Consider the following 23,155-nt stretch of genomic DNA (forward strand, 5'->3'; position numbering starts at 1 on the left):
TACAACCCAGCGTCGCATCCCACCCAAGACGAGGTCCTTATGAACGCCCCCTTCGATCAGCTGTCCACCTGGCTGAAAGAACACAAGATTACCGAAGTCGAATGCGTGATCAGTGACTTGACTGGCATCGCACGCGGCAAGATCGCACCCACCAACAAGTTCCTGCATGAGCGAGGCATGCGCCTGCCGGAAAGTGTGTTGCTGCAAACGGTAACCGGGGACTTTGTCGACGACGATATCTATTACGACCTGCTGGACCCGGCCGATATCGACATGATTTGCCGCCCGGTCGCCAACGCCACTTACGTAGTGCCGTGGGCCATCGAGCCCACCGCCATCGTGATCCACGACACCTTCGACAAGCAGGGCAACCCCATCGAACTGTCGCCGCGCAATGTGTTGAAGAAAGTCCTGCAGCTCTATACCGACCAAGGCTGGCAGCCGATTGTCGCGCCGGAAATGGAGTTCTACCTGACCCAGCGCTGCGAAGATCCGGACCTGCCCTTGAAAACCCCGATTGGCCGTTCTGGCCGTGCTGAAACCGGGCGCCAGTCGTTTTCCATCGATGCCGCCAACGAATTCGACCCGCTGTTCGAAGATGTCTATGACTGGTGCGAAGCCCAGGGCCTGGACCTCGACACCCTGATCCACGAAGACGGCCCCGCGCAGATGGAAATCAACTTTCGCCATGGCGACGCCCTGGACCTGGCCGACCAGATCACGGTGTTCAAGCGCACCTTGCGCGAGGCCGCTCTCAAGCACAACGTCGCCGCCACCTTCATGGCCAAGCCGGTGGCCGACGAGCCCGGCAGCGCCATGCACCTGCACCAGAGCGTGGTCGAAATCGCTACCGGCAAACCGGTGTTCGTCGATGCCGACGGCAACATGAGCCCGTTGTTCCTGCATCACATCGGCGGCCTGCAGAAGTACATCCCCAAGCTGCTGCCGATGTTTGCCCCCAACGTGAACTCGTTTCGGCGTTTTTTGCCGGACACCTCGGCGCCGGTCAACGTCGAATGGGGCGAAGAAAATCGCACCGTCGGCCTGCGCGTACCCACGTCCAGCCCGGAGGCGATGCGCGTGGAAAACCGCCTGCCAGGGGCCGATGCAAACCCGTACCTGGCCATTGCCGCGAGCCTGTTGTGCGGTTATCTGGGCATGATCGAGCACATCGAACCCAGTGCCCCGGTGGAAGGCCGCGCCTATGAACGCCGCAACCTGCGCCTGCCGTTCACCCTCGAAGATGCGCTGGCGCGCATGGAGGATTGCGACCCGGTCAAGCAGTACCTGGGCGAAAAATTCGTGCGCGGCTACGTCGCGGTCAAGCGCGCCGAGCATGAGAATTTCAAGCGGGTGATCAGTTCCTGGGAGCGCGAGTTCCTGCTGTTGAGCGTCTGAAAACAAGCATAAGAGGGGTGACGATATGCGTCTTGTGAACAAGCTTCTTCCACTGGCCCTGGTCGCGGCGTTCAGCGGTGCCGGTCAGGCGGCGCCGACGGTGAGTGTCTACAACTGGACCGATTACATTGGCGAGACCACCTCGGCGGATTTCCAGGCCAAGACCGGCATCAAGGTGATCTACGATGTGTTCGACTCCAACGAAACCCTGGAGGGCAAATTGCTGGCCGGGCGCACCGGGTATGACGTGGTGGTGCCGTCCAACCACTTCCTGGCGCGCCAGGTGAAGGCCGGCGCGTTCCTCAAGCTTGACCGCGCGCAGTTGCCCAACTTCAAGAACCTGGACCCCAAGCTGCTCAAGTTACTGGAACAGAACGACCCCGGTAATGCGCACTCGGTGCCGTACCTGTGGGGCACCAATGGCATTGGCTACAACGTCGACAAGGTCAAGCAAGTGCTGGGCATCGACCGCATCGACTCGTGGGCGGTGTTGTTCGAGCCGGAAAACATCAAGAAGCTGCATGAGTGCGGCGTGGCCTTCCTCGATTCAGCGGATGAGCTGTTCCCGGCGATCCTCAACTACATGGGCAAGGACCCACGCAGCGAGAATGCCGAGGACTACAAGCAGGCCGAAGCCAAGTTGCTCACGCTGCGGCCGTACATCACCTATTTCCACTCTTCCAAGTACATCTCCGACCTTGCCAACGGCAATATCTGCGTGGCCTTCGGTTATTCCGGCGATGTGTTCCAGGCCGCCAACCGCGCCAAGGAAGCCAAGAACGGGGTGAACATTGCGTATTCGATCCCCAAGGAAGGCTCCAACCTGTGGTTCGACCTGTTGGCGATTCCGGCCGACGCGAGCAACCCTAAAGAAGCCCATGCGTTCATCAACGACCTGCTGGAGCCTGAGGTGATTGCCAAGGTCAGCGCCTCGGTGGGCTATGCCAACGCCAACCCGGCCGCCAAGCCGTTCATGGCACCGGAACTGGTGAACAACCCTGAGGTGTATCCGCCCCAGGAGGTTCTCGACAAACTCTATATTTCCACCACGCCCACGCCGGCGACCATGCGCGTGATGACCCGCGCCTGGAGCAAAGTGAAGTCCAACCGATGATGCAGTCCAATGAACATGCCCCGTCCTATTACCGCGCTTCGGCGAATGCCATGGTGCAGCGGCCCGCACTTGAGGCAGACCTGAGCGCCGATGTGTGTGTGATCGGCGGCGGTTTCACCGGGGTCAACACCGCCATTGAACTGGCCCAGCGCGGGCTTTCGGTGATCCTGCTGGAGGCGCGCCGCATCGGTTGGGGCGCCAGCGGGCGCAATGGCGGGCAATTAATTCGGGGTATCGGCCATGATGTCTCCGGGTTTGCCAAATACGTGGGCGAGGAGGGCGTGCGCTATATGGAGCGGGCCGGTATCGACTCGGTCGCTCTGGTGGGCCAGCGCATTGCCGAGCACGGCATCGACTGTGACCTGCGCTGGGGCTTTTGCGAACTGGCTAACACCCCGGCGCAGTTTGCCGCGTTCAAGGGCGAACAGGCGCACCTGGCGGCCATGGGGTATGCCCATGAAACGCGGCTGGTCGGCCCACAAGACATGGCACAGGTGGTGGGCTCTACGGTGTATGCCGGCGGCCTGGTCGACATGGGTTCCGGGCATCTGCACCCGCTTAACCTAGTTTTGGGTGAAGCGCGTGCGGCCGAGGCCCTTGGGGTGCGCATCTTTGAGCACAGCCCGGTGCTGGAGCTGATCCATGGCGAGACGGTGCAAGTGCGCTGCGCAGGCGGCAGCGTGCGCGCAGCCAACCTGGTGCTGGCATGCAATGCCCATCTTGAGGAACTGGAGCCGCGCTTGAGCGGCAAGGTGCTGCCGGCGGGCAGCTACATCATCGCCACCGAGCCACTGCCTGAACCAGTAGCCCAGCAGTTGATCCCGCGGAACCTGGCGCTGTGCGACCAGAAAGTCGGCCTGGATTACTACCGGCTGACTGCCGACCGGCGCCTGTTGTTCGGCGGTGCCTGCCACTACTCGGGGCGCGACCCCCAGGACATCGCCGCGTACATGCGCCCGAAAATGCTCAAGGTGTTCCCACAGTTGGCCAACACGGCTATCGAGTTCCAGTGGGGTGGCAAGATTGGCATCACCGCCAACCGCTTTCCCCAGGTCGGGCGGCTCAAGCAGTACCCCAATGTGTTCTATGCCCAAGGCTATTCCGGTCACGGCTTGAACGTGACGCATTGGTGCGCACGGCTGCTGGCCGAAGGGGTACATGCGGGTGCAAGCCAGGGCCTGGATATCTTCAGCCAGGTGCCGCACATGACCTTTCCCGGTGGCAAGGCGCTGCGCTCGCCACTGCTGGCGTTGGGGATGTTGTGGTATCGGTTGCGCGAAGCACTCTGATTCCTGACCCAATGTGGGAGGGGGCTTGCCCGCGAAGGCGGTGTGTCAGTCACTGAATCTTCAACTGAACCACCGCTATCGCAGGCAAGCCAGCTCCCACACTGGTTCTGCGTTGCTCACAAAATCATCACCCGGCATAGACACCCTGTGAGACGTCAGTCAGATAGCCTCAGGTTCGGTCAGCACTTTGCGAAAGGTTTCCACCAACGGCCTCAAGTTGACGCGGTGCCATGCCGCCCACAGCGGTGTGGTGTAGTCCAGCCACGGCAGCTCGCGCAACACTACGCCTGGCGGTGCGTTGCGGCTCAGGCCTTTTTGCACCATCGCCACCCCCAGCCCGGACGCCACCAGGCCCAGTGCGGTAAAGGGCTCGCTGGCCTCCATGGGGATTTGCGGGGTGAAACCGGCACGGATACAGGCGGCGACGAAATCATCGGCCGGGTTGGCGCCAGGTTTGCGCTGCACGCCGATCCATTGTTGGTCGGCCAGGTGCTCGGGTAACAGTTCATGTTGTTGAACCAGCGGATGCTGTTCGGGCAGGGCCAGCAGCATCGGGTCATCGAGGACTTGCCAGGCGGTCAGGTCCGGGTCGTCGGCGGCAGGTGGTTCGCCCACCAGGGCGATGTCCAGGCTGCGTTGGCGCAAACCTTCGAGTTGTTCCAGGGAGGGCAGGTTATACAGCTTGATGTGCACGGCGGGCCTATCGTCGCGCAGTATGCGCAAGGCATTGGGCAGGACACCGGCGTGCATGGCGTTCTCGATATAACCGATGCACAAACCGCCTTCTTCACCACGGCCCAGGCGCTTGCCCAGGAACTCCAGGCGGTTGGCGTGGGTCAGCAGGGCCTTGGTTTCGGCCAGGAAGGTCTGGCCGTCGCGGGTCAGGCGGATGCGCTGCTGGCTGCGCTCGAACAGGGTCAGGCCCAGGCGTTCCTCGAGCTGGGCGATCTGCCGACTCAGGGGCGATTGGGAAATGTGCAAGCGCTCGGCGGCGCGGCCGACGTGTTCTTCTTCGGCCACCACTTCGAAGTAGCGCAACTGGCGTAGATCAATCATGTAAGACCTTCAAGGACTCAAGTTGGTCGCAGTATGTCTTGGACGGTCTGATCTGCGCAATCTAGCATCTGCTCAACGGTCACAGCGACCTCGCACCGATTGAGGAACCACCATGAGCTTGAAAGACACACTGCCCGGCGTACTGGGCTTTGGCACCGCCCCCTTGGGCAATATGTTCCGCGCCATCCCCGAAGCAGAAGCCCAGGCCACCGTCCAGGCCGCCTGGAACCAGGGCGTGCGTTACTTCGATACCGCGCCGTTCTACGGCTCGGGCCTGTCGGAAATTCGCCTGGGCCAAGCGCTGTCCAACTATCACCGCGACGACTACGTGCTCAGCACCAAGGTCGGCCGGGTGATTCTCGATGAAGTCGAAGAAACCGCCCGTGACCTTGGCGAAAAAAGCGGCGTATTCGAAAACGGCCGGCCCAATAAAATAATCAATGACTACAGCGCCGACGCCACCCTGCGCTCCATTGAAGACAGCCTGACACGCCTGCAAACCGATCGCCTGGACATCGTGTGGGTTCACGACATCGCCCAGGATTTTTACGGCGACCAATGGCTGGAATACTTCAACCAGGCCCGCACTGGTGCCTTCAAAGTACTCACCCGTTTGCGCGAGCAAGGAGTGATCAAGGCCTGGGGGCTGGGCGTCAATCGTGTCGAGCCTTGCGAGTTGACCCTGGACCTGGCCGAAGCCCAGCCTGATGGTTTTCTGCTGGCGGGTCGCTATACGCTGCTGGACCACGACCGCGCCTTGCAGCGCCTGATGGACGCGGCCCACGCCCAGCAGGTCGAGATCGTTGTCGGTGGCCCGTACAGCTCCGGCATCCTCGCTGGCGGTGCGCACTTTGAATACCAGCAAGCCGGCCCGGCGATCATTGCCAAGGTCGAGCAGATCAAGGCAATTGCCCAGGCGTTTGGCGTCAGTATCAAGGCCGCTGCGCTACAGTTTTCACTGGCCCATCCGGCAGTGGCAGCGGTGATTCCTGGCGCCAGTCGTCCGGGGCGGATTGCCGAAGACGTCGCGGCGTTGTCTGAACAGATTCCAGCAGCCTTCTGGCAGGCGTTGCGCGAGGCCCGCTTGATCTCGGACCGTGCACCTTTGCCTCTCTCACGTTAAGGAGCTTGAGCATGAAAATTGATGTAAGTGGCAAAGTGGCTATTGTCAGCGGCAGCACCGCCGGGATTGGCCTGGGTATCAGCCAGGCCCTGGCGCAATCCGGTGCCACGGTGGTGGTGATCGGGCGGGATGCAGGCAAGGTGGACGACGCCTTGGCCAGCATTCGCCAAGCGGTTCCGGCTGCTCAACTGCGTGGTGTGGTGGCCGACCTCGGCACCGTTGAAGGCGCACAGAAACTTTTCGCCGCCGAACCCCGCGCCGACATTCTGGTCAACAACCTGGGCATCTTCGACGCGGTGGATTTCTTCGACGCGCCGGACAGTGAGTGGGCGCGCTTCTATGAGGTCAATGTGATCTCCGGCGTGCGCCTGGCGCGGCATTATGTGCCGGGTATGGTCGAGCAGGGCTGGGGCCGGGTGATCTTCGTGTCGTCGGAGTCTGGCGTGGCGACGCCGGCCGACATGATCAACTACGGGGTGACCAAAAGCGCCAACCTGGCGGTGTCCCACGGCCTGGCCAAGCGCCTGGCGGGTACTGGGGTGACGGTGAATGCTATCTTGCCGGGGCCGACCTTTACCGATGGCCTGGAACACATGCTCAAGGACGCCACGGCCGAATCCGGGCGCAGTGCCCGAGAGGAAGCGGATGTATTTGTGCGCCATGCGCGGCCCACCTCGATCATCCAGCGCGCGGCCAATGTGGATGAAGTGGCGAACCTGGTGGCGTACATTGCTTCACCGCTGTCTTCGGCGACGACCGGTGCCGCGCTGCGGGTCGACGGTGGCGTTGTCGACAGCATGGCAATCTGATTTTTTCCTGACTGGAGTATTGATCGTGGCAACAGCGTCTTCTGTGATTGAAATTGCGGTGTCGGCCGACCAGGTCTGGCAACTGATTGGCGGCTTCAACAGCCTGCCTGACTGGCTGCCTTTGATTGCCAAGAGCGAGCCGAGCGAGGGTGGCCGTGTGCGTCACCTGACCACCGCTGACGGCGGCGCGATTGTCGAGCGTTTGCAGACCTTCGACAACGTGGCGCGCACCTACAGCTACACCATTGAAGCGTCGCCGTTTCCGGTGAGTGCTTACTTGGCGACCTTGCAGGTTGAAGCGCTGACGGACACCTCGGCGAAAGTGACCTGGTCCGGCGTGTTCACGCCGGCAGCGGGTACCACCGAGGCGCAAGTCGAGGCATTGTTTGCCGGTGTCTACGAAGGCGGGCTTGAGGCGTTGCGCGGTAACTTCTAAAGAATGTGGTGAGGGAGCAAGCTCCCTCGCCACAGGTGGGTTTTAGCCTATATGGAGCAAGGCTGCCGCGACAGCCTCTGCCGGCGTCATCTGCGCCGTATCCAGCCTGAACGGTGGGGTTTCCCAGCGTTCGTACTCATGCGCCTGCACCGATTCCCAGGTCGGCGGCACCAGCCCGGGAATATCGCCCACACGCCCTTCGACTCGACGCCGATGCGCCTGCTGATCGGTACACACCACCTCGATATTGCTCAGCGCCACACCGGCCGCTGTCGCCACCGCTTGCCAGGCATCGCGGCTTTCCTTCACGGGGTTCACACAATCGGCGATCACCCGCTGCCCCAGGCGCAGGTTACTCAGCGCCAGCGCATTCGCCACCGCGTAGCCGCTGGCCCCCACATCGCCTACCAACACCGCAGCCTCCCGCAGCGCCTGCTCAATCACATCGATACGCAGGTAAACCGCGCCCAACTGTCGCGCCAGCTCCCTGGCAATCGTGGTCTTGCCACTGCCGGGCAAGCCGCTGAATACAATAAGCATGACCCTTCAACCCTTTGTAGGCGCGCTGCTCGCGAAAAACGCCAACCATAACGCGCACTCCCTGAATAAACGCGGCGCCTGTGAGTTTTTCGCGAGCAACCTCGCTCCTACAGTGGTATTAGAACCGCTTGACTCATTTCACCCACAGGAGCGCCCATGACCCTGCCGTTCGTGAAGATGCACGCCCACGGCGACGACTTCATTATCATTGACCGCCGTGGCGAGGATAACCCTATTACTGCGCAGATTGCCCGCCACTTGGGTAACCGCCGCACCGGCATCGGTTTCAATCAGCTGGCGGTGGTGCTCGACTGTGAGGAGGCTGCTGCGCGCGTTCAGTTCTGGAACCCGGACGGAACACGCTTGCAAACCTGCGGCAGCGCGACGCGTGGCGTGGCGGATCGCCTGATGCATGAGGCTGGCACCCAAAGCATCGTGCTGGGCAGCGACCGTGGCTTGCTGACATGCACACGTGCTGATGGGCAGCGCGTGTCGGTGGATATGGGCCCACCCTCGCTGGACTGGGCGTCGGTACCCTTGGCCAGGGCGATGGACACCTGCGTGTTGCCTATCGACGGCCAGCCGGCGGCGTGCAGCATGGGCAACCCGCATTGCACGTTTTTTGTGGAGGATGTGACGGCGCTCGATATTGAAGCCATGGGCCCGAGCCTGGAAGTTCACCCGCTGTTTCCGGCCAGGACCAATGTGCATTTCGTGCAAGTGCTGGACCGCGGCCATATCCGCCTGCGTATCTGGGAGCGTGGCGGAGGTGTGCCGCTGGGGTCCGGTTCATGCTGTTGCGCGGCGGTCGTCAACGGCATCCGGCGAGGGCTGCTCGATGAGCGTGTGGAGGTCCAGTGCGACGGCGGCGCGGTCACGGTGCAATGGGACGGGCGGGGCGGGGTGATATTGACCGGCCGGGTCGAGCCGATCATGCAGGGCACCGCGTACCTGTACTAGAATTTCACGGTAAACGTGGTGCCGGCGCTCGCACATGAACTCACCGCCACGTCGCCGCCATGTACTCTGGCCAGTTCGCGCACGATATACAGGCCCAGGCCTACGCTGCGCACGTCGCTGCCCTGGTCGGTGCCGCGGGTCATGGGTTCGAACAATCCGGCCAGCAGGGTTTGGGGAATCGCCGGGCCGTGGTTGTGCACCGCGACCGCGCAGGTGTTATCGCCCAGGCGCGAGGTAATGGTGATCGGCTGCAGCAAGTCGCCATAGGCCACGCTGTTGGCCACCAGGTTACCGATCATCTGTTGCACGCGGTCGGCGTCCAGGCACGCGTCGCCCTGGCCCTCGGCGTGATGCACCAGCGTGGCCTTGGGGAAGGCCACCCGCAGTTCGTCGACGCTGCGATGAATAACGCTGTGCAGGTCCAGCGGTTGCGGCTTGATGGTAATGCCCTGGCCGACCCGGGCCTGGGTGAAGTCCAGCAGGTCGGCGATCATGCGGTGGGCGCGTTCGGACGACTGGCCGATGTGCCCCAACAACTGGCGCTCCTTGGCCGTGCGCTCGCCACGCTGGAGAAAGTCGGAGGCCATGCGGATCGCGGTGAGTGGGTTTTTCAGGTCATGGCTGACAATCGCCACCATCTGCTCGGCAAACAACGCCCGGCGCTGGGCAATGGCATAGGCCTCGCTCAGTTCGGCCTGGGCCTGTTGCAGGGCCAGTTCCGTAGCAGTTTTTTCCTGCAGCAGGGCTTCAGCCTGCTTGTGGGCATTGAGCAGCTCACGCTCGTACTTGTCACGGTCGGTGGTGCCGAACAGCGCCAAGTCATACACCACGCCGTCGGGCTGCTGGCGCCGGTTGGCGTTGAGCAAGACCGTGACTTTGTGCCCGTTGCAATGACGGATGTCGAGCTTCACCTCGGTGACGCTGCCATGCATACGCAGCATCGGCGCCAGGTGCGTCTGGTAAAAAATCCGCCCGCCCATGGCCAGCAGGTCCTGGAAACGCCGGCCCAGCAGCTGGGCCGCAGTAAAGCCCAGCCAGTCGCACAAGCGCGGGTTGACGTGCAGGATCGTGCCATCTTCCTGGGTCACCGCCAGGGCACACGCCGCGCTGTCAAACAGCGGGTCAACGGGCATCGGCAGCCGCCCAAGGGGCCAGGAACCGGTCCATCGCCGTTGCACACGCCTGGGGGGCGCTCATATGCGGGCAATGGCCGACATTCTCGACCAGGCAATAAGTGCTGTTAGGTAGTACGGCGTGCAGGTATTCACCCACGGCCACGGGGGCGATCAGGTCGTCGGTCGATTGCAGAATGAGTACCGGGGTGGTCAGGCCGAACACATCCTGGCGGTTATCCGAGAGGAAGGTCACGCGGGCGAACTGCTTGGCGATGTCCGGCTCGGTGCGGCAGAAGCTCTCGGTGAGCGCCTCGCTCAGGTGCGGCTGCGTCGGGGCGCCCATGATCACCGGGGCCATGGCGCTGGACCAGCCCAGGTAGTTGCTGTCGAGGGTGTCGAGCAGGTCGTCGATGTCGTCGCGCTGGAAACCGCCGACATATTCCTCGGTATCGATATAGCGTGGCGATGGGCCAATCATCACGTGTGCGGCAATGCGGCCCGGGAGGAAACGGTCGGCGAGGGTGCCGATCATCGCGCTGACCGAGTGGCCCACCAGAATCACCGGGCCTTGGGCATAGGCGTCGATAATCTCGTTCAGGTCATGGGCATAGCCATCCAGGCGGCTGTATTTGGTTTTGTCGAACGCACTCAAGTCCGACAGGCCGGCGCCGACCAGGTCATACAGCACCACGCGAAAGCGCTCGAGAAAGTGCGGTGCCAAGGCATTCCACATGGCCTGGTTGCAACCAAAGCCGTGGGAAAACACCAGCGTCGAGGGACCGTGGCCCATCACATGTATATTGTTGCGGTGACGTAGGTCCATGGGGTTCTCGTGGATGGCTAATTGCTATGCAGCTTAGCGGGCAGTTTAGATAGTCGCAGGCCCTGGGTCACGCGTTTGCGTGCAGATAAGGTAAAGTCGGCGTCTTCAGGGAGAGACTTCAGGTAACCATACATGATCGTGCTTGTGCGGCAATCGGTGTTCAGCCTACTGGCCCTGGTGTTTTCCAGCCTGTTCATCGCCGCTCATGCGGACACCTCGCCGATTGGGGTTGCCCTTGATCAGCGGGTTATTGACCTGACCAATACCCTCGACTCGGGCACCGTGCTGCGCCTCAAGCAACAACTCGCCGACCTTGAACAACGCAAAGGCGCGCAAGTGGCCGTATTGCTGGTGCCGACCACCGGCAGCAGCGGCATCGAAGACTATGCCAACCAACTGTTCCGCGCCTGGAAGCTGGGGCGCAAGGACGTCAACGACGGCATCCTGCTGGTGGTGGCCAAAGCCGACCGCACAGTGCGCATCGAGGTGGGTTATGGCCTGGAAGGCATCGTCACTGACCTGCTGGCCCATCGCATCATTGAAGAACGTCTCACTCCAGCGTTTCGTCAGGGCGATTTTGCCGGTGGCATCCAGCAAGGCGTGAGCGCGCTGGTGGTCCTGGTGGACGGCGGCGACCTGCCTGAAGTGGCCGGGCCGGGGATCAACCCCCAATTTTTCGCGATATTGGCGGCGTTTGTCCTGGGGGCGCTCGCCGGTACACTGATCGCCGCTGGCAAGTTGCACTGGCGCAGAGCTTTGATCATCGCAGTTGCGGCCACGCTGTTGCTGACGGTATTGGCCGGTGGTCGGGACTGGCCGATGTTCCTCGTTGCAATGCCGCTGACCTTGTTGATTGGCGGCGCGCTATTCGGCGCGTTGTGGCAGGTGCGCACGCTGTTTTACGGCGTGATCGGGCTGCTGGGTTATATCCTCGGGTTGGTGGTGGCAAACCATTACGTAGACGTCAGTTTCACCCACTGGTTGCTGTGGCCCCTGGGCGTCTTGGTGGTGCTGGGGTTGTACCTGGTGCTGGTGCTGCTCATGAGGCAGACCTGGCGCACCAGCCGCGCAGGTTTTAGCGTACGACTGCTGGCGGCGGTGGCCGTGTATGGGGTGGCGGGGCAGGTGATGGACGGCGATCGCGACGCCTGGTTGCTGGCATTTCCTATCGCATCGTTTGTTGCGCTGATTATCTTTGGCAAGGTCGGCGAAGGTTCTGGCTCCGGCGGCGGGTCCAGCTCAGGTTCCAGCGGCTCCAGCACCAGCAGCAGTTCGTCGGGCGGTGGCGGTTCCAGCGGTGGCGGGGGGGCTTCCGGCAGTTGGTAGATGACTCGGCGGCTGTCCCATAGCGGAACAACCGCTGAACTGTACCTTTGAGGGTGAAGCCCCTGGGTACTGGTTGTTCGGCAAAGCCCTGAGTGCTAAAGCGGCTTAGACAGTGGAGTTGTCACGCCTTGGTCCAACCGCCGTTGCCGTCAGGTTTTATTTCGAAGTCGATCGGTTGACGCAGGGCATTGGACGCGGAGTCGTTTAAGGCCTTGTCATCCCAAGTTGGGAAGGCGGGCAGGGTGCCGGTGCCGTGATATCCAGCCCTAGTATTGACCTGGGCGTCATCGACGGTCTTTTTGTCTGAAGGCAAGAAATTGCGATCCAGCCGAGTGCGGTTGGCGTGGTCGCGCGTCGCATTGCCAATGTTTTTCCAGCCGCCCTTGCCATTGGACACTTCGGCATCTTCTCCAGCCTGTTTGTCCAGAGAGTTTTTCCTCGGTACATCATTATCGATAGGGTGTTTGGCAGCGGGCTGGTACGCGGGTACGAATGGGGCGGAGCCATTGATTGAAGACATGATTGCACCTCTCTGATTGCTTGGAAATTGACCCTGTCAGAGGGTGGCCCTGACAGGGCGTTTCGCAGGCTACAGCGCCTGGGGCAGGCGCTCAACGAGGTCTGTTTTGGCTGGATGTAACAACGTGAAACCGCATCAGGTGTTGGTTTTCGAGTGAGTCAAAAGGCTATAGGCGCAGTCCGGCCCACGCTCCGAAAAGTCAGGCTGGCTGTCAGATAGCGCAGCGCAGTGCCAGCTTTTCACTCACCGAAACACATTCGGTCGTTGCAGGTCTTTTGGTTGCCTCACGCTTGGAAACACTTTTGCAATCACTCGTGCAACGGCTTGCATTAAAGCGTCTTCACCATCTCATGCCACGCCATACCCCCATGATCCGACGGCGAAGGGCGCACGTAGGTGTAGCCCATTGCTCGGTACAACGGCACATGCTGCGCCTTGCACATCAGGTGGAGGGTGCGCTTGCCCATTGCCTGCATGCGTTGCACGAACTCAGTCATCAGCCGTTTCGCATAGCCCTTGCCTTGATGGGCCGGGTCGACCACCACCGACATGATCACCACATTCGGTGCCTCGGCCACATGGCCCACCAACTCCTTGAAGGCCTCGTCCGACATTACCACTTCATGGGCGCACCCTGAGTTGATGAAGCCCACCACTGCGCCATCTTCCTCCAGGATCAAAAAGCCCTCGGGATACTGCGCGATACGCGTGGTGATCTTTTCAAGCGTGGCGGCTTCGTCGCCCTCGTAGGCGCTGGTTTCGATTTCAAAGCAGCGTGCTGCGTCGGTGGGCAGGGCGTTGCGCAGGGTGAGGGTGGGCATGGGCCGTTCCAGAGATTTTCAGTGAAAGGCCACATCATAGAGAAACGTTGCACCTTTGGCACCGCAAGGCCGGCCCTGACGGGTGAAGCGTGAGGTTCAACTTTGGTGCTGCGCAATCAAACTGTGGGGCTTGCCTGCGATGACGGCCTGAAGGCCGACACCTATCTATCTGACCCTACGCGATCCAAATGTGGGAGCTGGCTTGCCTGCGAAGACGGCCTAACAGTCAACACAGTTGGACCGTGTACATATCCATTCCTGCGGTAACGGCCACTTAGGGTTCCGCTTTTACAGCGGGTCACTTTTGGAAGGACCCAAAAGTAACCAAAAGGTCCTCGCCCCACCACTCGGCACCTCGCTTGGGCTCGGTGTGCCCGTAATCCGCCAGTGATTTGGGGGGCCGCCGCCACGCGCCATCCATGGCGCGGGGCGGCTAAACCGGCATCCCTGCCGGTTTACCCCCCAAATCCCTGTCGAATTCCGGCCAGCGTGGTTTAACGGGGCGCCTGAGATCAAAAGCAAGATCAAAAGCAGATCAAGAGCGGCTCGCTTCGCATCGTGGTTACCGCCTGGGTAGGAGCGGGTAGGATTGAGTTTCGCAAAAACCAGAAAACCCGCCGAGGCGGGTTTTCTCACAACTTACTGCACAGCAGGCGAATCAAGGCCATGTTTTTCAATCACCGTAAACACATCCGCCACATCCTGGACCATGATCCGGGCGGTATTGGCAACTGTGCGCGGGTTCGCATACCAGGAAGAATCACCCCCGGCAGACCCGAAGGTCTCCCACGCACAGCCGCCATACCGACAGGATGCATCAAACCCCACCCACCAACTTCCCACTGTCCATCCGGCGCTTATACGCACTGTCCCGACTCGCCAACCAGAAGTACAACGGCGACGTCACCACCAACCCCACCACCCACGAGAAGTCCGCGCCGTTGATGTGCTGCGAAATCGGCCCCACGTACAGCGGCGTGTTCATGAACGGAATCTGCACCACGATCCCCACCGCATAGGCCAGCAGCGCCTGGGGGTTGTACTTGCCGTAGATGCCGCCATCCACGCGGAAGATCGAGGCGATGTCGTATTGGCCTTTGTGAATGGCATAGAAGTCGATCAGGTTGATCGCCGTCCAGGGCACCAGCACCACCAGCAGCACCAGCACCATGTCAACGAAGTGGCCGATGAAGTCTTGGGAGGCAAACACCGCCGCAATCGAACAGGCGGCCAGCACGATGATGGAGATCACCGCACGGCTTTTCGCGGTCGGGATCCAGCGGTAGGCGAAGGTCTGTACCAGGGTGATGATCGACAGCACCGCGCCGTACAGGTTGAGGGCGTTGTGGCTGATCACGCTGAGCAGGAACAGCACCAGCATCAACGGGCCGATGGCGCCGGTGGCGAGTTTGACGGCGTCCATGGTGTCCATGCCTACCGGCGTGGCGAGCACTGCCACGGCGCCGAAGATGAACGCCAGGCTCGACCCCAGCGCCGAGCCCAGGTAGGTGGTCCAGAAGGTGGCGGCTACCGGCACGTCGGCGGGCAGGTAGCGGGAGTAGTCCGACACGTAGGGCGCAAACGCGATTTGCCACAGTGCAGCCAGGGAAACAGTGGCCAGCCAACCGGAGATGTTGAAGCTGCCACGGGTGAGGAAATCGGTGGTCTGCACATGGGTGAAGATGTAGCCAAAGCCCAGCACGATGCCTGCGCCGAGGACCCAGGTACCGATGCGGTTGAGTACGTGGATGAAGCGGTAGCCGATGATGCCGATGATCCCGGAACCGATGGCGCCGATAACGATGCCCACCGGCACCGGCACGGCGTCCACCACGCCATGCAGGGATTTACCGGCCAGCACGATGTTGGAGGCGAAGAAGCCGATGTACATCACCCCGGCAATCACCACCACCAGCAATGCGCCGAGGGAGCCGAACTGTGCACGACTCTGGATCATCTGCGGGATACCCATTTGCGGGCCCTGGGCCGAGTGCAATGCCATCAACACACCGCCGACCAAATGGCCGACAAGGATGGCGACAATGCCCCACACCAGGTTGAGGTGGAACAGTTGCACACCCAGTGCGCCAGTGACGATCGGCAACGGCGCGATGTTGCCGCCGAACCACAGGGTGAACAGGTCTCTTACCTTTCCATGGCGATCTTCCGGGGGCACGTATCCAATCGTGTGTTTTTCGATGAGCGGGGCGGAGGATGTTGCAGTGGTAACCATGACGAGCTCCAAGGCAAGGTGAGTACGTGGGCGTACTTCGCTGTGCGGCGCATGGGCACCGCTTTGTTGTTGGAGTGATCATCTGCAATGGGCGCAGGCAGGTAAATTAGTAAGTTTGTTGCTATAGACCTTAAAAAAAGTATCTCGTGAGGTTTTTTGCTCCGGTATGTTGCATGCACGTCAATGGCTTGAAAAACCGGTGTTTCTGCGCACTTGTTTGGGGCAAAAAACCACGTTTAGGGAGGTGCCGATGGCAGCCTATAACCTGCGTCAGCTCAGATATTTTGTGACCACGGCCGAATGCGGCAGCGTTGCCGAGGCGTCGCGCAAGCTGTATATCGCCCAGCCGTCGGTTTCCACGGCGATCAAGCAACTGGAAGACAGCTTTGGCGTGCAACTGTTTATCCGCCATCACGCCCAGGGCGTTTCCCTCACGCCCAGCGGCGCGCGCTTTTATCGCAAGGCGTTGGAGCTGTTGCGGGTAGCCCATGAGTTCGAGCAGAACGCCCTGGCCGATAACGATGTGGTGGCCGGGCAGATTGACATCGGTTGTTTTGAAACCGTGGCACCGTTGTACTTGCCACGCTTGATCGCCGGTTTCAAGGCGCGCTGGCCGGGCGTGGAGATCCGTATCCGCGATGGCGAGCAGCAGGAGCTGGTGCAGGCGCTGACGGCGGGCAGTATCGACGTGGCGATGCTGTTTGAGCACGACCTGGGCAGCACCATCGAGACCACGCCGCTGATGCCGCCGCAACAGCCCTATGCGTTGCTGCCGGCCGACCACCGCTTTGCCCAACAGGCCAAGGTGTCCCTGGCCGACCTGGTGCTGGAGCCGATGATTTTGCTGGACGTGTTGCCCAGCCGTACCTACTTCGTGAGCATCTTCGAAGAGCGCGGGCTGACCCCGAATATTGTATTTAGCTCGCCCTCCATCGAAATGGTGCGGGGCATGGTGGGGCGGGGGTTCGGGTTCTCGATCCTGGTGACCAAACCGTTCAGCGAGTACACCTATGATGGGCAGAAAGTGGTGTGCATTCCCTTGGTGGAAACGGTCACGGGGTCGGGGTTGTCCGCCGTCTGGCTACGCCGCGCACCCTTGACCAAACCGGTGCAGTTGTTTGTCGACTACTGCCGCGAAGAGTTGGCGCGACTACTGGGCTGAACACCAAACCCCAATGCCGATCAGTTAAGCGAACACAGTGCTCAACGCAACGAAGCTCAAAGGTGGGAGCTGGCTTGCCTGCGAAAGCGGTCGTGCAGTAACCGATGCAGTGATTGACACACCGCCTTCGCGGGCAAGCCCGCTCCCACAGGGATTTGCGCTTAACTGATCGGCATTGGGGCTGGCCCCTCCCACATAGGTGGTGCGATATCTTCAGGTACTGATAAAGCCTAGCAACCGCTGCAACATCGCATCGCAGCCATCGAGCTGCTCCAGGCTCACAAACTCATCGGGCTTATGCCCTTGGTCCATGCTGCCTGGCCCGCATACCACGGTGGGAATACCCACCGCATCGAACAGCCCGCCCTCGGTACCAAACGCTACGGTGCCGAATGCCTGCGAGTCGCAAAACGTCGCAATCAATTGCGCCGCCTGGCTGCGCTCATCCGTGACCAGCCCTGGGTAGGCCGACAACTCGGTGAACCGAATCGAACTCTGCTTGCTGACCGCCTGCATGCGCGGCAACACCTGCTGCCGCGCGTAGGCCTGCAGCTCTTCAGCTACTTCGCCCGGGTCCATGGAGGGCAGGGCGCGCACCTCAAAGTCAAAGCGGCAGTCGGCCGGCACGATATTCAAGGCCTTGCCGCCGTTGATCATGCCGGTCTGTACCGTGCTGAACGGCGGGTCAAAACGTGGGTCCTGACGCGCGCGCAGCCGTTGGCCAATGCGCCCCAGTTCACCGATCAACTCGGCGGCGTGTTCAATCGCATTCACACCCGAGGGCGCATAGGCCGAGTGGCACGCCTGGCCCTGAACATCGCAGCGCATCGCCAACTTCCCCTTGTGGCCCAGCACCGGCTTGAGCTCGGTCGGCTCGCCGATGATGCACAACATCGGCTTGACCGAACGCTGTTCAAGAACGGCGAGCAGCGAGCGCACGCCCAGGCAGCCGACTTCCTCATCGTAGGACAGGGCGATGTGCACCGGCAGGCGCAATGACGCCTTGACCAGCGCTGGCACCAACGCCAGCACGCAGGCGATATACCCCTTCATGTCGGCGGTGCCGCGCCCGAACAGCTTGCCGTCGCGCTCGGTCAGCGTGAACGGCGGCAGGCTCCAGGGTTGCCCATCCACCGGCACCACGTCGGTATGCCCCGACAGCACGATACCTGGCAGTTCCACCGGGCCGATGCTGGCAAACAGGTTGGCCTTGCTGCGTTGCGCGTTGTAGACCAGCTCGCTGGTGACGCCAAGCCCGGCCAGGTAATCGCGCACATACTCGATCAATTGCAGGTTGGACTCGCGGCTGGTGGTGTCGAAGCCCACCAGGGTTTCCAGCAGGTCGCGGCTGCGGCTCATCGGTCGTCTCCGGCCACACCGTAGCCGGGGGAGCGGTCGGGGGCGAGGGCGCGATCGATATAGTCCTGCACCTGTGGGCGGTAGGCATCCCAGAGTTTTTGCAATTCGCCAATCGGCGCCTCGTCGGCCCAATCCACGCGCAAGTTGATAATCGGCCAAGTCAACTCGCCCACCACCACCAGCGCGGCGGAGTGCACCGGGCCGGCTTCGCCACCGGCGGCGATGGCGGCATGCATCGCGGCCAGAAGACGGTCTGCGAGCTGGCCTTCGCCCTGTTCGAAGGCCGTGACCATCGCGGTGATCACTTCAGGGGCGGCGAGCATATTGCCCGCCGCCACGCATTGCTCGCCCGATACCGCGTGATGGGTACCCAGGGTCTGACTGCCGCTGAAATGCACGCTGCGGCCCAGATGGTCAATCGCCGTCAGTTGCCGGTACTGGCTGTAGCCGTTGCGGGTGAGCGCTTTATCGACGGCGTCGGCGGGAGCCAGGCCCTGTTCCAGCCCGTCGAGGACGTCCGGGCCGAGGGCCGGCAAGGTGATGTTCTGGGTCGACACGGCGCCCACACCGGGCCGCAGCCACGGGCAGCGGGCGCCCACGGCGATGCTCGATGAGCTGATGGCAATGCCCAGTTGGCCGGTCTCTGCACAACGGCCGACGATAGAAAAGGTCATGGCTAGCCTCCTTACTCTGGGATAACCGCGATCACATCAATTTCCATCAGCCACTGCGGCTGGCCCAGGGCCGAAACCACCAGCCCGGTGGAAATCGGGAACACGCCCTTGAGCCACTTGCCGACTTCCTGGTACACCGGCTCGCGATAGCGTGGGTCGATCAAATAGGTGGTGGTTTTGACGATATGGCTGAGGTCGCTGCCGGCTTCTTCCAGCAGTTGCTTGACGTTCTTCATCGCCTGCTCGGCCTGGGCCCGTGGGTCGCCGAGGCCGACCAGGTTGCCGTCGAAATCAGTGCCCACCTGGCCGCGTACGTACACGGTGTTGCCGGCGCGCACGGCCTGGCATAGGTCGTTGTCCAGGCTCTGGTTGGGATAGGTTTCTTTGGTGTTGAACATGCGAATGCGAGTGTGAGTAGGCATCAAAAAACTCCTGGGAAAAATGATCAGGCGCTGACAGGGGACTGGCGGGCAACCGGGGCGGCTTCGCGGTACTCAAGGTACTGACGCTGGATGGCGATATGGTCGGCCACGTATTTGGCGTCGTGCCACACGCCCCAGATAAACGACGAGCCACGCCGCGATTGCCATGGCAACCCAAGGAAGTAGATGCCCGCTTCGCTGGAGACACCGCGCTGGTGTTGCGGCTTGCCAGCGGCGTCGAAGGCGTCTACCTGCAACCAGCTGTAGTCCACGGCAAATCCGGTGGCCCAGATGATCGAAGTGATGCCAGCCTCCGCCAGGTCCAGTGTCAGGATCGGCTGCTTGATGCATTCAGCGTCGGGGAACACGCGACGTGCCTCGGGCTCCAGGGGCAGGTCGAGGCCGTTGCGCTCGATATAGGCGTCGGCCGCATCCAGCAAGGCCAGGTAGTTTTCATCACCGCGCGCCAGGTTCTCCACCAGGTTGGGTTGGAACGTTGCCACCGTGCCGTCGAAGGCGTGAGTCAGGCCGACCAGGGTCATGCCTTGCTGGGCCAGCTCGCGAAAGTCGATGGTCTTGCCGCCGTGGGCGCCACTCACGGCAATGGTGACGTGCTCGCGGCCGGGTTTCATCGCCGCCTGGTCCCACTCGCCCAATACGCCCAACCACCAGCAGAAGTCGCGGTTGCGATAGGCGCGAGGAGGGCGGTCATGGGCGCCGACCGACAGGTACACCTGGCGACCGGAACGCTGCAATTCATCGGCAATTTGCACCCCGGACGAGCCGGCGCCCACCACCAGCACAGCGCCGGCTGGCAGTTGCCCAGGGTTGCGATAGTCGGCGGAATGGATCTGGTGCAGCGCGGTGTCTTTAGGCGCGATAGCGGGAATCACAGGCTTCTGAAAGGGCCCGGTGGCGGCTACCACGCGGTTGGCTTCGATCACGCCTTCGCTGGTGTGCACGGTAAAGCCGGGGCGCCCCTCGTTGCGTACTACTGAGGTGACGTCCACGCCGGTGCGGATCGGCGCGTTGAATTTACGGGCATAGGCTTCGAAGTAATCGGCGACGCGCTCTTTGGGTGCGAACCCATCGGCGGGGACGTCATCGAAATGCAGGCCGGGGAAGCGGTCATGCCAGGCCGGGCCGTTGGCGACCAATGAGTCCCAGCGGCCGGTGCGCCAGCGCTCGGCAATACGGCTGCGTTCCAGCACCAGGTGCGGCACGCCTTGCTTGCTCAAATGCTCGCTCATGGCCACGCCAGCTTGACCTGCGCCAACCACCAGCGTGTCTATTTTTGTTATCGCTACAGTCATGTCTCTATCCTTGCGTAATGCAGTTGGATTCAGCTCGGGCATGACGTCAAGTTAGGCGGCGGGGGGGGATTAATAAAATATTATTAAGTTGGGAAGTGAGCATAAATATCGGATGCAGAGCCGGCGAATGCCTGCCAGACAGCACATACATGCAATTCCCCACACCTGCCAACCGGCCACACTCTCCCCATCGCTCAATGCTCCGGGGAAACACCCAGCCATGGAATCAACCGCCAACACCCGCCCCGACGAAGTCGTCACCCTGGTCGTCAAGCACCGGGTCAAACCCGGCTTTGAAGTCGAGTACGAAGCCTGGCTGCGCCGCATCGTGCGCATCGCGGGCGAACGCCCTGGGCACCTTGGCGTTGACGTGGTGCGCAGCCAGCAAAACGGCATGGTGCTGTTCACTTGCGTGCTGCGCTATAGCTCCACCAACGCCCTTGAGCTGTGGCTCGGCTCCCCGCAACGCCAGGCCCTGATCGACGAAGCCGCGCCCATGCTCGCGGATGGCGACCAGACGGAAATCGGCGCGGCCAATGAATTCTGGTTCACGCCCCAGGCCGAGGGCGGTGCCAAGCCGCCGCGCTGGAAGCAGGCGGTGGTCAGCCTGTTTGTGATCCTGCCGCAAACCCTGCTGCTGCCGTTTATCTGGGGGCCGATCCTGCGGTTGCACCCGTTTTTGTCCAACTACGTGGTCTCCACCTTCCTGGTCACCCTGACCATCGTGTTGCTGGTGGTGTACCTGCTGATGCCGGCGGCCACCCGCCTGTTCGCTCCCTGGCTTGAAGCCTCTGTAAAGGAAACCCTATGAACGCCGATCTGATTCTGTTCAATGGCCAGTTCCACACCGTGGACCGGGAAAACCCACGCGCCACCGCCGTGGCCATCCACCAAGGGCGCTTTGTCGCCGTCGGTACCGACGGCGAAGCCATGGCCCTGCGCGGCAGCGGCACCCAGGTCATCGACCTCAAGGGCCGCACCGTGATTCCCGGCCTCAACGACTCGCACTTGCACCTGATTCGTGGCGGTTTGAACTACAACCTTGAACTGCGCTGGGAAGGCGTGCCGTCCCTGGCCGATGCCTTGCGCATGCTCAAAGACCAGGCCGACCGCACGCCCACGCCGCAATGGGTGCGCGTGGTGGGCGGCTGGAACGAATTCCAGTTCGCCGAAAAGCGCATGCCCACCCTGGAAGAGCTCAACCAGGCCGCCCCGGACACCCCGGTGTTCGTGCTGCACCTGTACGACCGCGCCTTGCTCAACCGCGCAGCCCTGCGGGTGGCGGGCTACACCAAGGACACGCCGAACCCGCCGGGCGGTGAGATCGTACGCGACAGCAACGGCAACCCCACCGGCATGCTGGTGGCGCGGCCCAACGCGATGATCTTGTACTCGACCTTGGCCAAAGGCCCGAAACTGCCTTTGGAATATCAGGTCAACTCCACCCGCCAGTTCATGCGGGAACTCAATCGCCTGGGCCTGACCAGCGCCATCGATGCCGGCGGCGGCTTCCAGAACTACCCCGATGACTATGCGGTGATCGAGCAACTGGCCAAGGATCAACAGTTGACGGTGCGCATCGCCTACAACCTGTTCACCCAGAAGCCCAAGGAAGAGCTCAGCGACTTCAAGCATTGGACCGGCAGCGTCACCCTGCACCAGGGCGATGACTACCTGCGCCATAACGGTGCCGGCGAGATGCTGGTGTTCTCGGCGGCGGATTTCGAAGACTTCCTCGAACCCCGCCCGGACCTGCCGCTGACCATGGAACAGGAGCTGGAACCGGTGGTACGCCACCTGGTGGAACAGCGCTGGCCGTTCCGTCTGCACGCCACTTACGACGAGTCCATCTCGCGCATGCTCGACGTGTTCGAGAAGGTCAACCGCGATATTCCGTTCAATGGCTTGCCGTGGTTCTTCGACCACGCCGAAACCATCACCCCGAAAAACATCGAACGCGTGCGTGCCCTCGGTGGCGGTATTGCGATTCAGGATCGCATGGCGTTCCAGGGCGAATACTTCGTCGAGCGCTACGGCGCCAAGGCCGCCGAAGCCACGCCGCCGATCAAGCGCATGCTGGCCGAAGGCGTGCCGGTAGGGGCGGGCACCGATGCCACCCGCGTGTCGAGCTACAACCCCTGGACCTCGCTGTATTGGATGGTCAGCGGCCGCACCGTCGGTGGCCTGGAGCTGCACGCCGAGGGCTTGCCGCGCCTTACCGCATTGGAGCTGTTCACCCACGGCAGCGCCTGGTTCTCCTCCGAGCAGGGCAAGAAAGGCCAGATCAAGGTCGGTCAACTGGCGGATGTCGCCGCGTTGTCGGCGGACTTTTTCAGCGTCGAAGAAGAAGCCATCAAGTGGATCGAGTCGGTGCTGACCGTGGTCGGCGGCAAGGTCGTGTACGGCGCTGGCGACTTCGAAGATTTCGCACCGCCACGGGTACCGGTGCTGCCGGACTGGTCGCCGGTGGTCAAGGTGCCGGGGCACTGGCGCCCCACGTCGCCGATGCAGGCCCAGGTTCACCAGTGCAGCGGCCCCTGTGGCGTGCATGCCCATAGCCATGAAAAAGCGCGCCTTTCCAGCGTGCCGGTCAGCGACTTCCAGGGTTTCTGGGGTGCGTTCGGCTGCTCCTGCTTTGCCTTTTGAAGAACACCCCATCCCT

General features: G+C 61.9%; 22 protein-coding genes and 1 pseudogene. 11 read left to right on the forward strand and 12 right to left on the reverse strand.

Features of this window, described 5'->3' with window-relative positions:
* Window positions 1–39 precede the first annotated feature (39 nt).
* Genes RHM69_RS02325 through RHM69_RS02335 form a run of 3 tightly spaced genes read left to right on the forward strand, consistent with a single transcriptional unit; the run spans window position 40 to window position 3,801 of the window.
* Entirely contained in the window at window positions 40–1,398 is a 1,359-nt protein-coding gene (locus RHM69_RS02325) for a glutamine synthetase family protein (protein WP_200600886.1), read from the forward strand.
* A gap of 25 nt (window positions 1,399–1,423) precedes the next feature.
* Window positions 1,424–2,512: a polyamine ABC transporter substrate-binding protein gene (locus RHM69_RS02330; RefSeq protein ID WP_200600882.1), complete on the forward strand. Its 1,089-nt coding sequence runs from the start codon at window positions 1,424–1,426 to the stop codon at window positions 2,510–2,512.
* Window positions 2,509–3,801, forward strand: coding sequence for an NAD(P)/FAD-dependent oxidoreductase (locus RHM69_RS02335; protein WP_014718138.1), 1,293 nt, complete (start codon window positions 2,509–2,511; stop codon window positions 3,799–3,801). Before RHM69_RS02330 ends, RHM69_RS02335 begins: the two co-directional genes overlap by 4 nt.
* A gap of 159 nt (window positions 3,802–3,960) precedes the next feature.
* On the opposite strand, the gene RHM69_RS02340 is transcribed toward RHM69_RS02335, so the two are convergent.
* Window positions 3,961–4,857 (reverse strand): LysR substrate-binding domain-containing protein, encoded by an 897-nt coding sequence (locus RHM69_RS02340; protein ID WP_200600880.1) that lies wholly within the window; start codon window positions 4,855–4,857, stop codon window positions 3,961–3,963.
* A 112-nt stretch (window positions 4,858–4,969) separates the two neighbouring features.
* On the opposite strand from RHM69_RS02340, the gene RHM69_RS02345 reads away from it, so the two are divergent.
* From RHM69_RS02345 to RHM69_RS02355, 3 genes are read left to right on the forward strand one after another with little or no spacing between them, the layout of a single operon-like run.
* Entirely contained in the window at window positions 4,970–5,980 is a 1,011-nt protein-coding gene (locus RHM69_RS02345; protein ID WP_200600878.1) for an aldo/keto reductase, read from the forward strand.
* Between the two features lie 11 nt (window positions 5,981–5,991).
* Window positions 5,992–6,789: an SDR family NAD(P)-dependent oxidoreductase gene (locus RHM69_RS02350; protein WP_020301857.1), complete on the forward strand. Its 798-nt coding sequence runs from the start codon at window positions 5,992–5,994 to the stop codon at window positions 6,787–6,789.
* Between the two features lie 25 nt (window positions 6,790–6,814).
* Window positions 6,815–7,225, forward strand: a complete 411-nt coding sequence (locus tag RHM69_RS02355) for an SRPBCC family protein (RefSeq protein ID WP_032903525.1) — start codon at window positions 6,815–6,817, stop codon at window positions 7,223–7,225.
* A gap of 42 nt (window positions 7,226–7,267) precedes the next feature.
* Here RHM69_RS02355 and RHM69_RS02360 read toward each other — a convergent pair whose 3' ends face one another.
* Entirely contained in the window at window positions 7,268–7,765 is a 498-nt protein-coding gene (locus tag RHM69_RS02360) for an AAA family ATPase (protein ID WP_014718143.1), read from the reverse strand.
* Between the two features lie 156 nt (window positions 7,766–7,921).
* On the opposite strand from RHM69_RS02360, the gene dapF reads away from it, so the two are divergent.
* Window positions 7,922–8,725: a diaminopimelate epimerase gene (gene dapF / locus RHM69_RS02365; protein WP_032903523.1), complete on the forward strand. Its 804-nt coding sequence runs from the start codon at window positions 7,922–7,924 to the stop codon at window positions 8,723–8,725.
* On the opposite strand, the gene RHM69_RS02370 is transcribed toward dapF, so the two are convergent.
* Window positions 8,722–9,858, reverse strand: coding sequence for a PAS domain-containing sensor histidine kinase (locus RHM69_RS02370; RefSeq protein WP_014718145.1), 1,137 nt, complete (start codon window positions 9,856–9,858; stop codon window positions 8,722–8,724). The genes dapF and RHM69_RS02370 overlap by 4 nt on opposite strands.
* Entirely contained in the window at window positions 9,848–10,663 is an 816-nt protein-coding gene (locus tag RHM69_RS02375; protein ID WP_014718146.1) for an alpha/beta fold hydrolase, read from the reverse strand. The genes RHM69_RS02370 and RHM69_RS02375 overlap by 11 nt, the downstream gene beginning before the upstream one ends.
* Window positions 10,664–10,795: 132 nt before the next feature.
* On the opposite strand from RHM69_RS02375, the gene RHM69_RS02380 reads away from it, so the two are divergent.
* Entirely contained in the window at window positions 10,796–11,989 is a 1,194-nt protein-coding gene (locus tag RHM69_RS02380; RefSeq protein ID WP_020301862.1) for a TPM domain-containing protein, read from the forward strand.
* Window positions 11,990–12,110: 121 nt separating this feature from the next.
* Here RHM69_RS02380 and RHM69_RS02385 read toward each other — a convergent pair whose 3' ends face one another.
* The 4 genes and pseudogenes from RHM69_RS02385 to RHM69_RS02400 form a co-directional block, all read right to left on the reverse strand.
* The gene (locus tag RHM69_RS02385; RefSeq protein WP_014718148.1) at window positions 12,111–12,509 is read right to left on the reverse strand and encodes a hypothetical protein; all 399 of its coding nucleotides are present in this window, start codon (window positions 12,507–12,509) and stop codon (window positions 12,111–12,113) included.
* A 329-nt stretch (window positions 12,510–12,838) separates the two neighbouring features.
* Entirely contained in the window at window positions 12,839–13,330 is a 492-nt protein-coding gene (locus RHM69_RS02390; protein ID WP_014718149.1) for a GNAT family N-acetyltransferase, read from the reverse strand.
* A 639-nt stretch (window positions 13,331–13,969) separates the two neighbouring features.
* A pseudogene (locus RHM69_RS02395) lies at window positions 13,970–14,065 on the reverse strand (fructose-bisphosphate aldolase); the annotation flags it as partial.
* An 82-nt stretch (window positions 14,066–14,147) separates the two neighbouring features.
* A complete protein-coding gene (locus RHM69_RS02400; RefSeq protein ID WP_014718150.1) occupies window positions 14,148–15,563 on the reverse strand; it encodes a purine-cytosine permease family protein in 1,416 nt (471 codons plus the stop codon).
* 250 nt (window positions 15,564–15,813) lie between these two features.
* Between RHM69_RS02400 and RHM69_RS02405 the strand changes: the two genes are divergently transcribed.
* Window positions 15,814–16,725: a LysR substrate-binding domain-containing protein gene (locus RHM69_RS02405; protein WP_014718151.1), complete on the forward strand. Its 912-nt coding sequence runs from the start codon at window positions 15,814–15,816 to the stop codon at window positions 16,723–16,725.
* Between the two features lie 213 nt (window positions 16,726–16,938).
* On the opposite strand, the gene argE is transcribed toward RHM69_RS02405, so the two are convergent.
* The 4 genes from argE to RHM69_RS02425 are packed head-to-tail and all read right to left on the reverse strand — an operon-like array spanning window position 16,939 to window position 20,535.
* Window positions 16,939–18,084, reverse strand: coding sequence for an acetylornithine deacetylase (gene argE, locus RHM69_RS02410; protein ID WP_200600876.1), 1,146 nt, complete (start codon window positions 18,082–18,084; stop codon window positions 16,939–16,941).
* Window positions 18,081–18,758, reverse strand: coding sequence for a DUF1028 domain-containing protein (locus tag RHM69_RS02415; RefSeq protein ID WP_014718153.1), 678 nt, complete (start codon window positions 18,756–18,758; stop codon window positions 18,081–18,083). The genes argE and RHM69_RS02415 overlap by 4 nt, the downstream gene beginning before the upstream one ends.
* 11 nt (window positions 18,759–18,769) lie before the next feature.
* Window positions 18,770–19,180 (reverse strand): RidA family protein, encoded by a 411-nt coding sequence (locus RHM69_RS02420; protein WP_014718154.1) that lies wholly within the window; start codon window positions 19,178–19,180, stop codon window positions 18,770–18,772.
* Window positions 19,181–19,203: 23 nt separating this feature from the next.
* Window positions 19,204–20,535 (reverse strand): flavin-containing monooxygenase, encoded by a 1,332-nt coding sequence (locus tag RHM69_RS02425; RefSeq protein ID WP_161981182.1) that lies wholly within the window; start codon window positions 20,533–20,535, stop codon window positions 19,204–19,206.
* Between the two features lie 178 nt (window positions 20,536–20,713).
* Here RHM69_RS02425 and RHM69_RS02430 point away from each other — a divergent pair, with 178 nt between their 5' ends.
* Complete coding sequence (locus tag RHM69_RS02430; RefSeq protein ID WP_200600874.1) at window positions 20,714–21,304, forward strand: antibiotic biosynthesis monooxygenase; 591 nt, start codon at window positions 20,714–20,716, stop codon at window positions 21,302–21,304.
* Window positions 21,301–23,139: an amidohydrolase gene (locus RHM69_RS02435; protein ID WP_014718157.1), complete on the forward strand. Its 1,839-nt coding sequence runs from the start codon at window positions 21,301–21,303 to the stop codon at window positions 23,137–23,139. Before RHM69_RS02430 ends, RHM69_RS02435 begins: the two co-directional genes overlap by 4 nt.
* The last annotated feature ends 16 nt before the right edge of the window (window positions 23,140–23,155 follow it).

The sequence above is a fragment of the Pseudomonas sp. CCI1.1 genome (assembly GCF_034348165.1).
GTDB lineage: Bacteria > Pseudomonadota > Gammaproteobacteria > Pseudomonadales > Pseudomonadaceae > Aquipseudomonas > Aquipseudomonas paracarnis.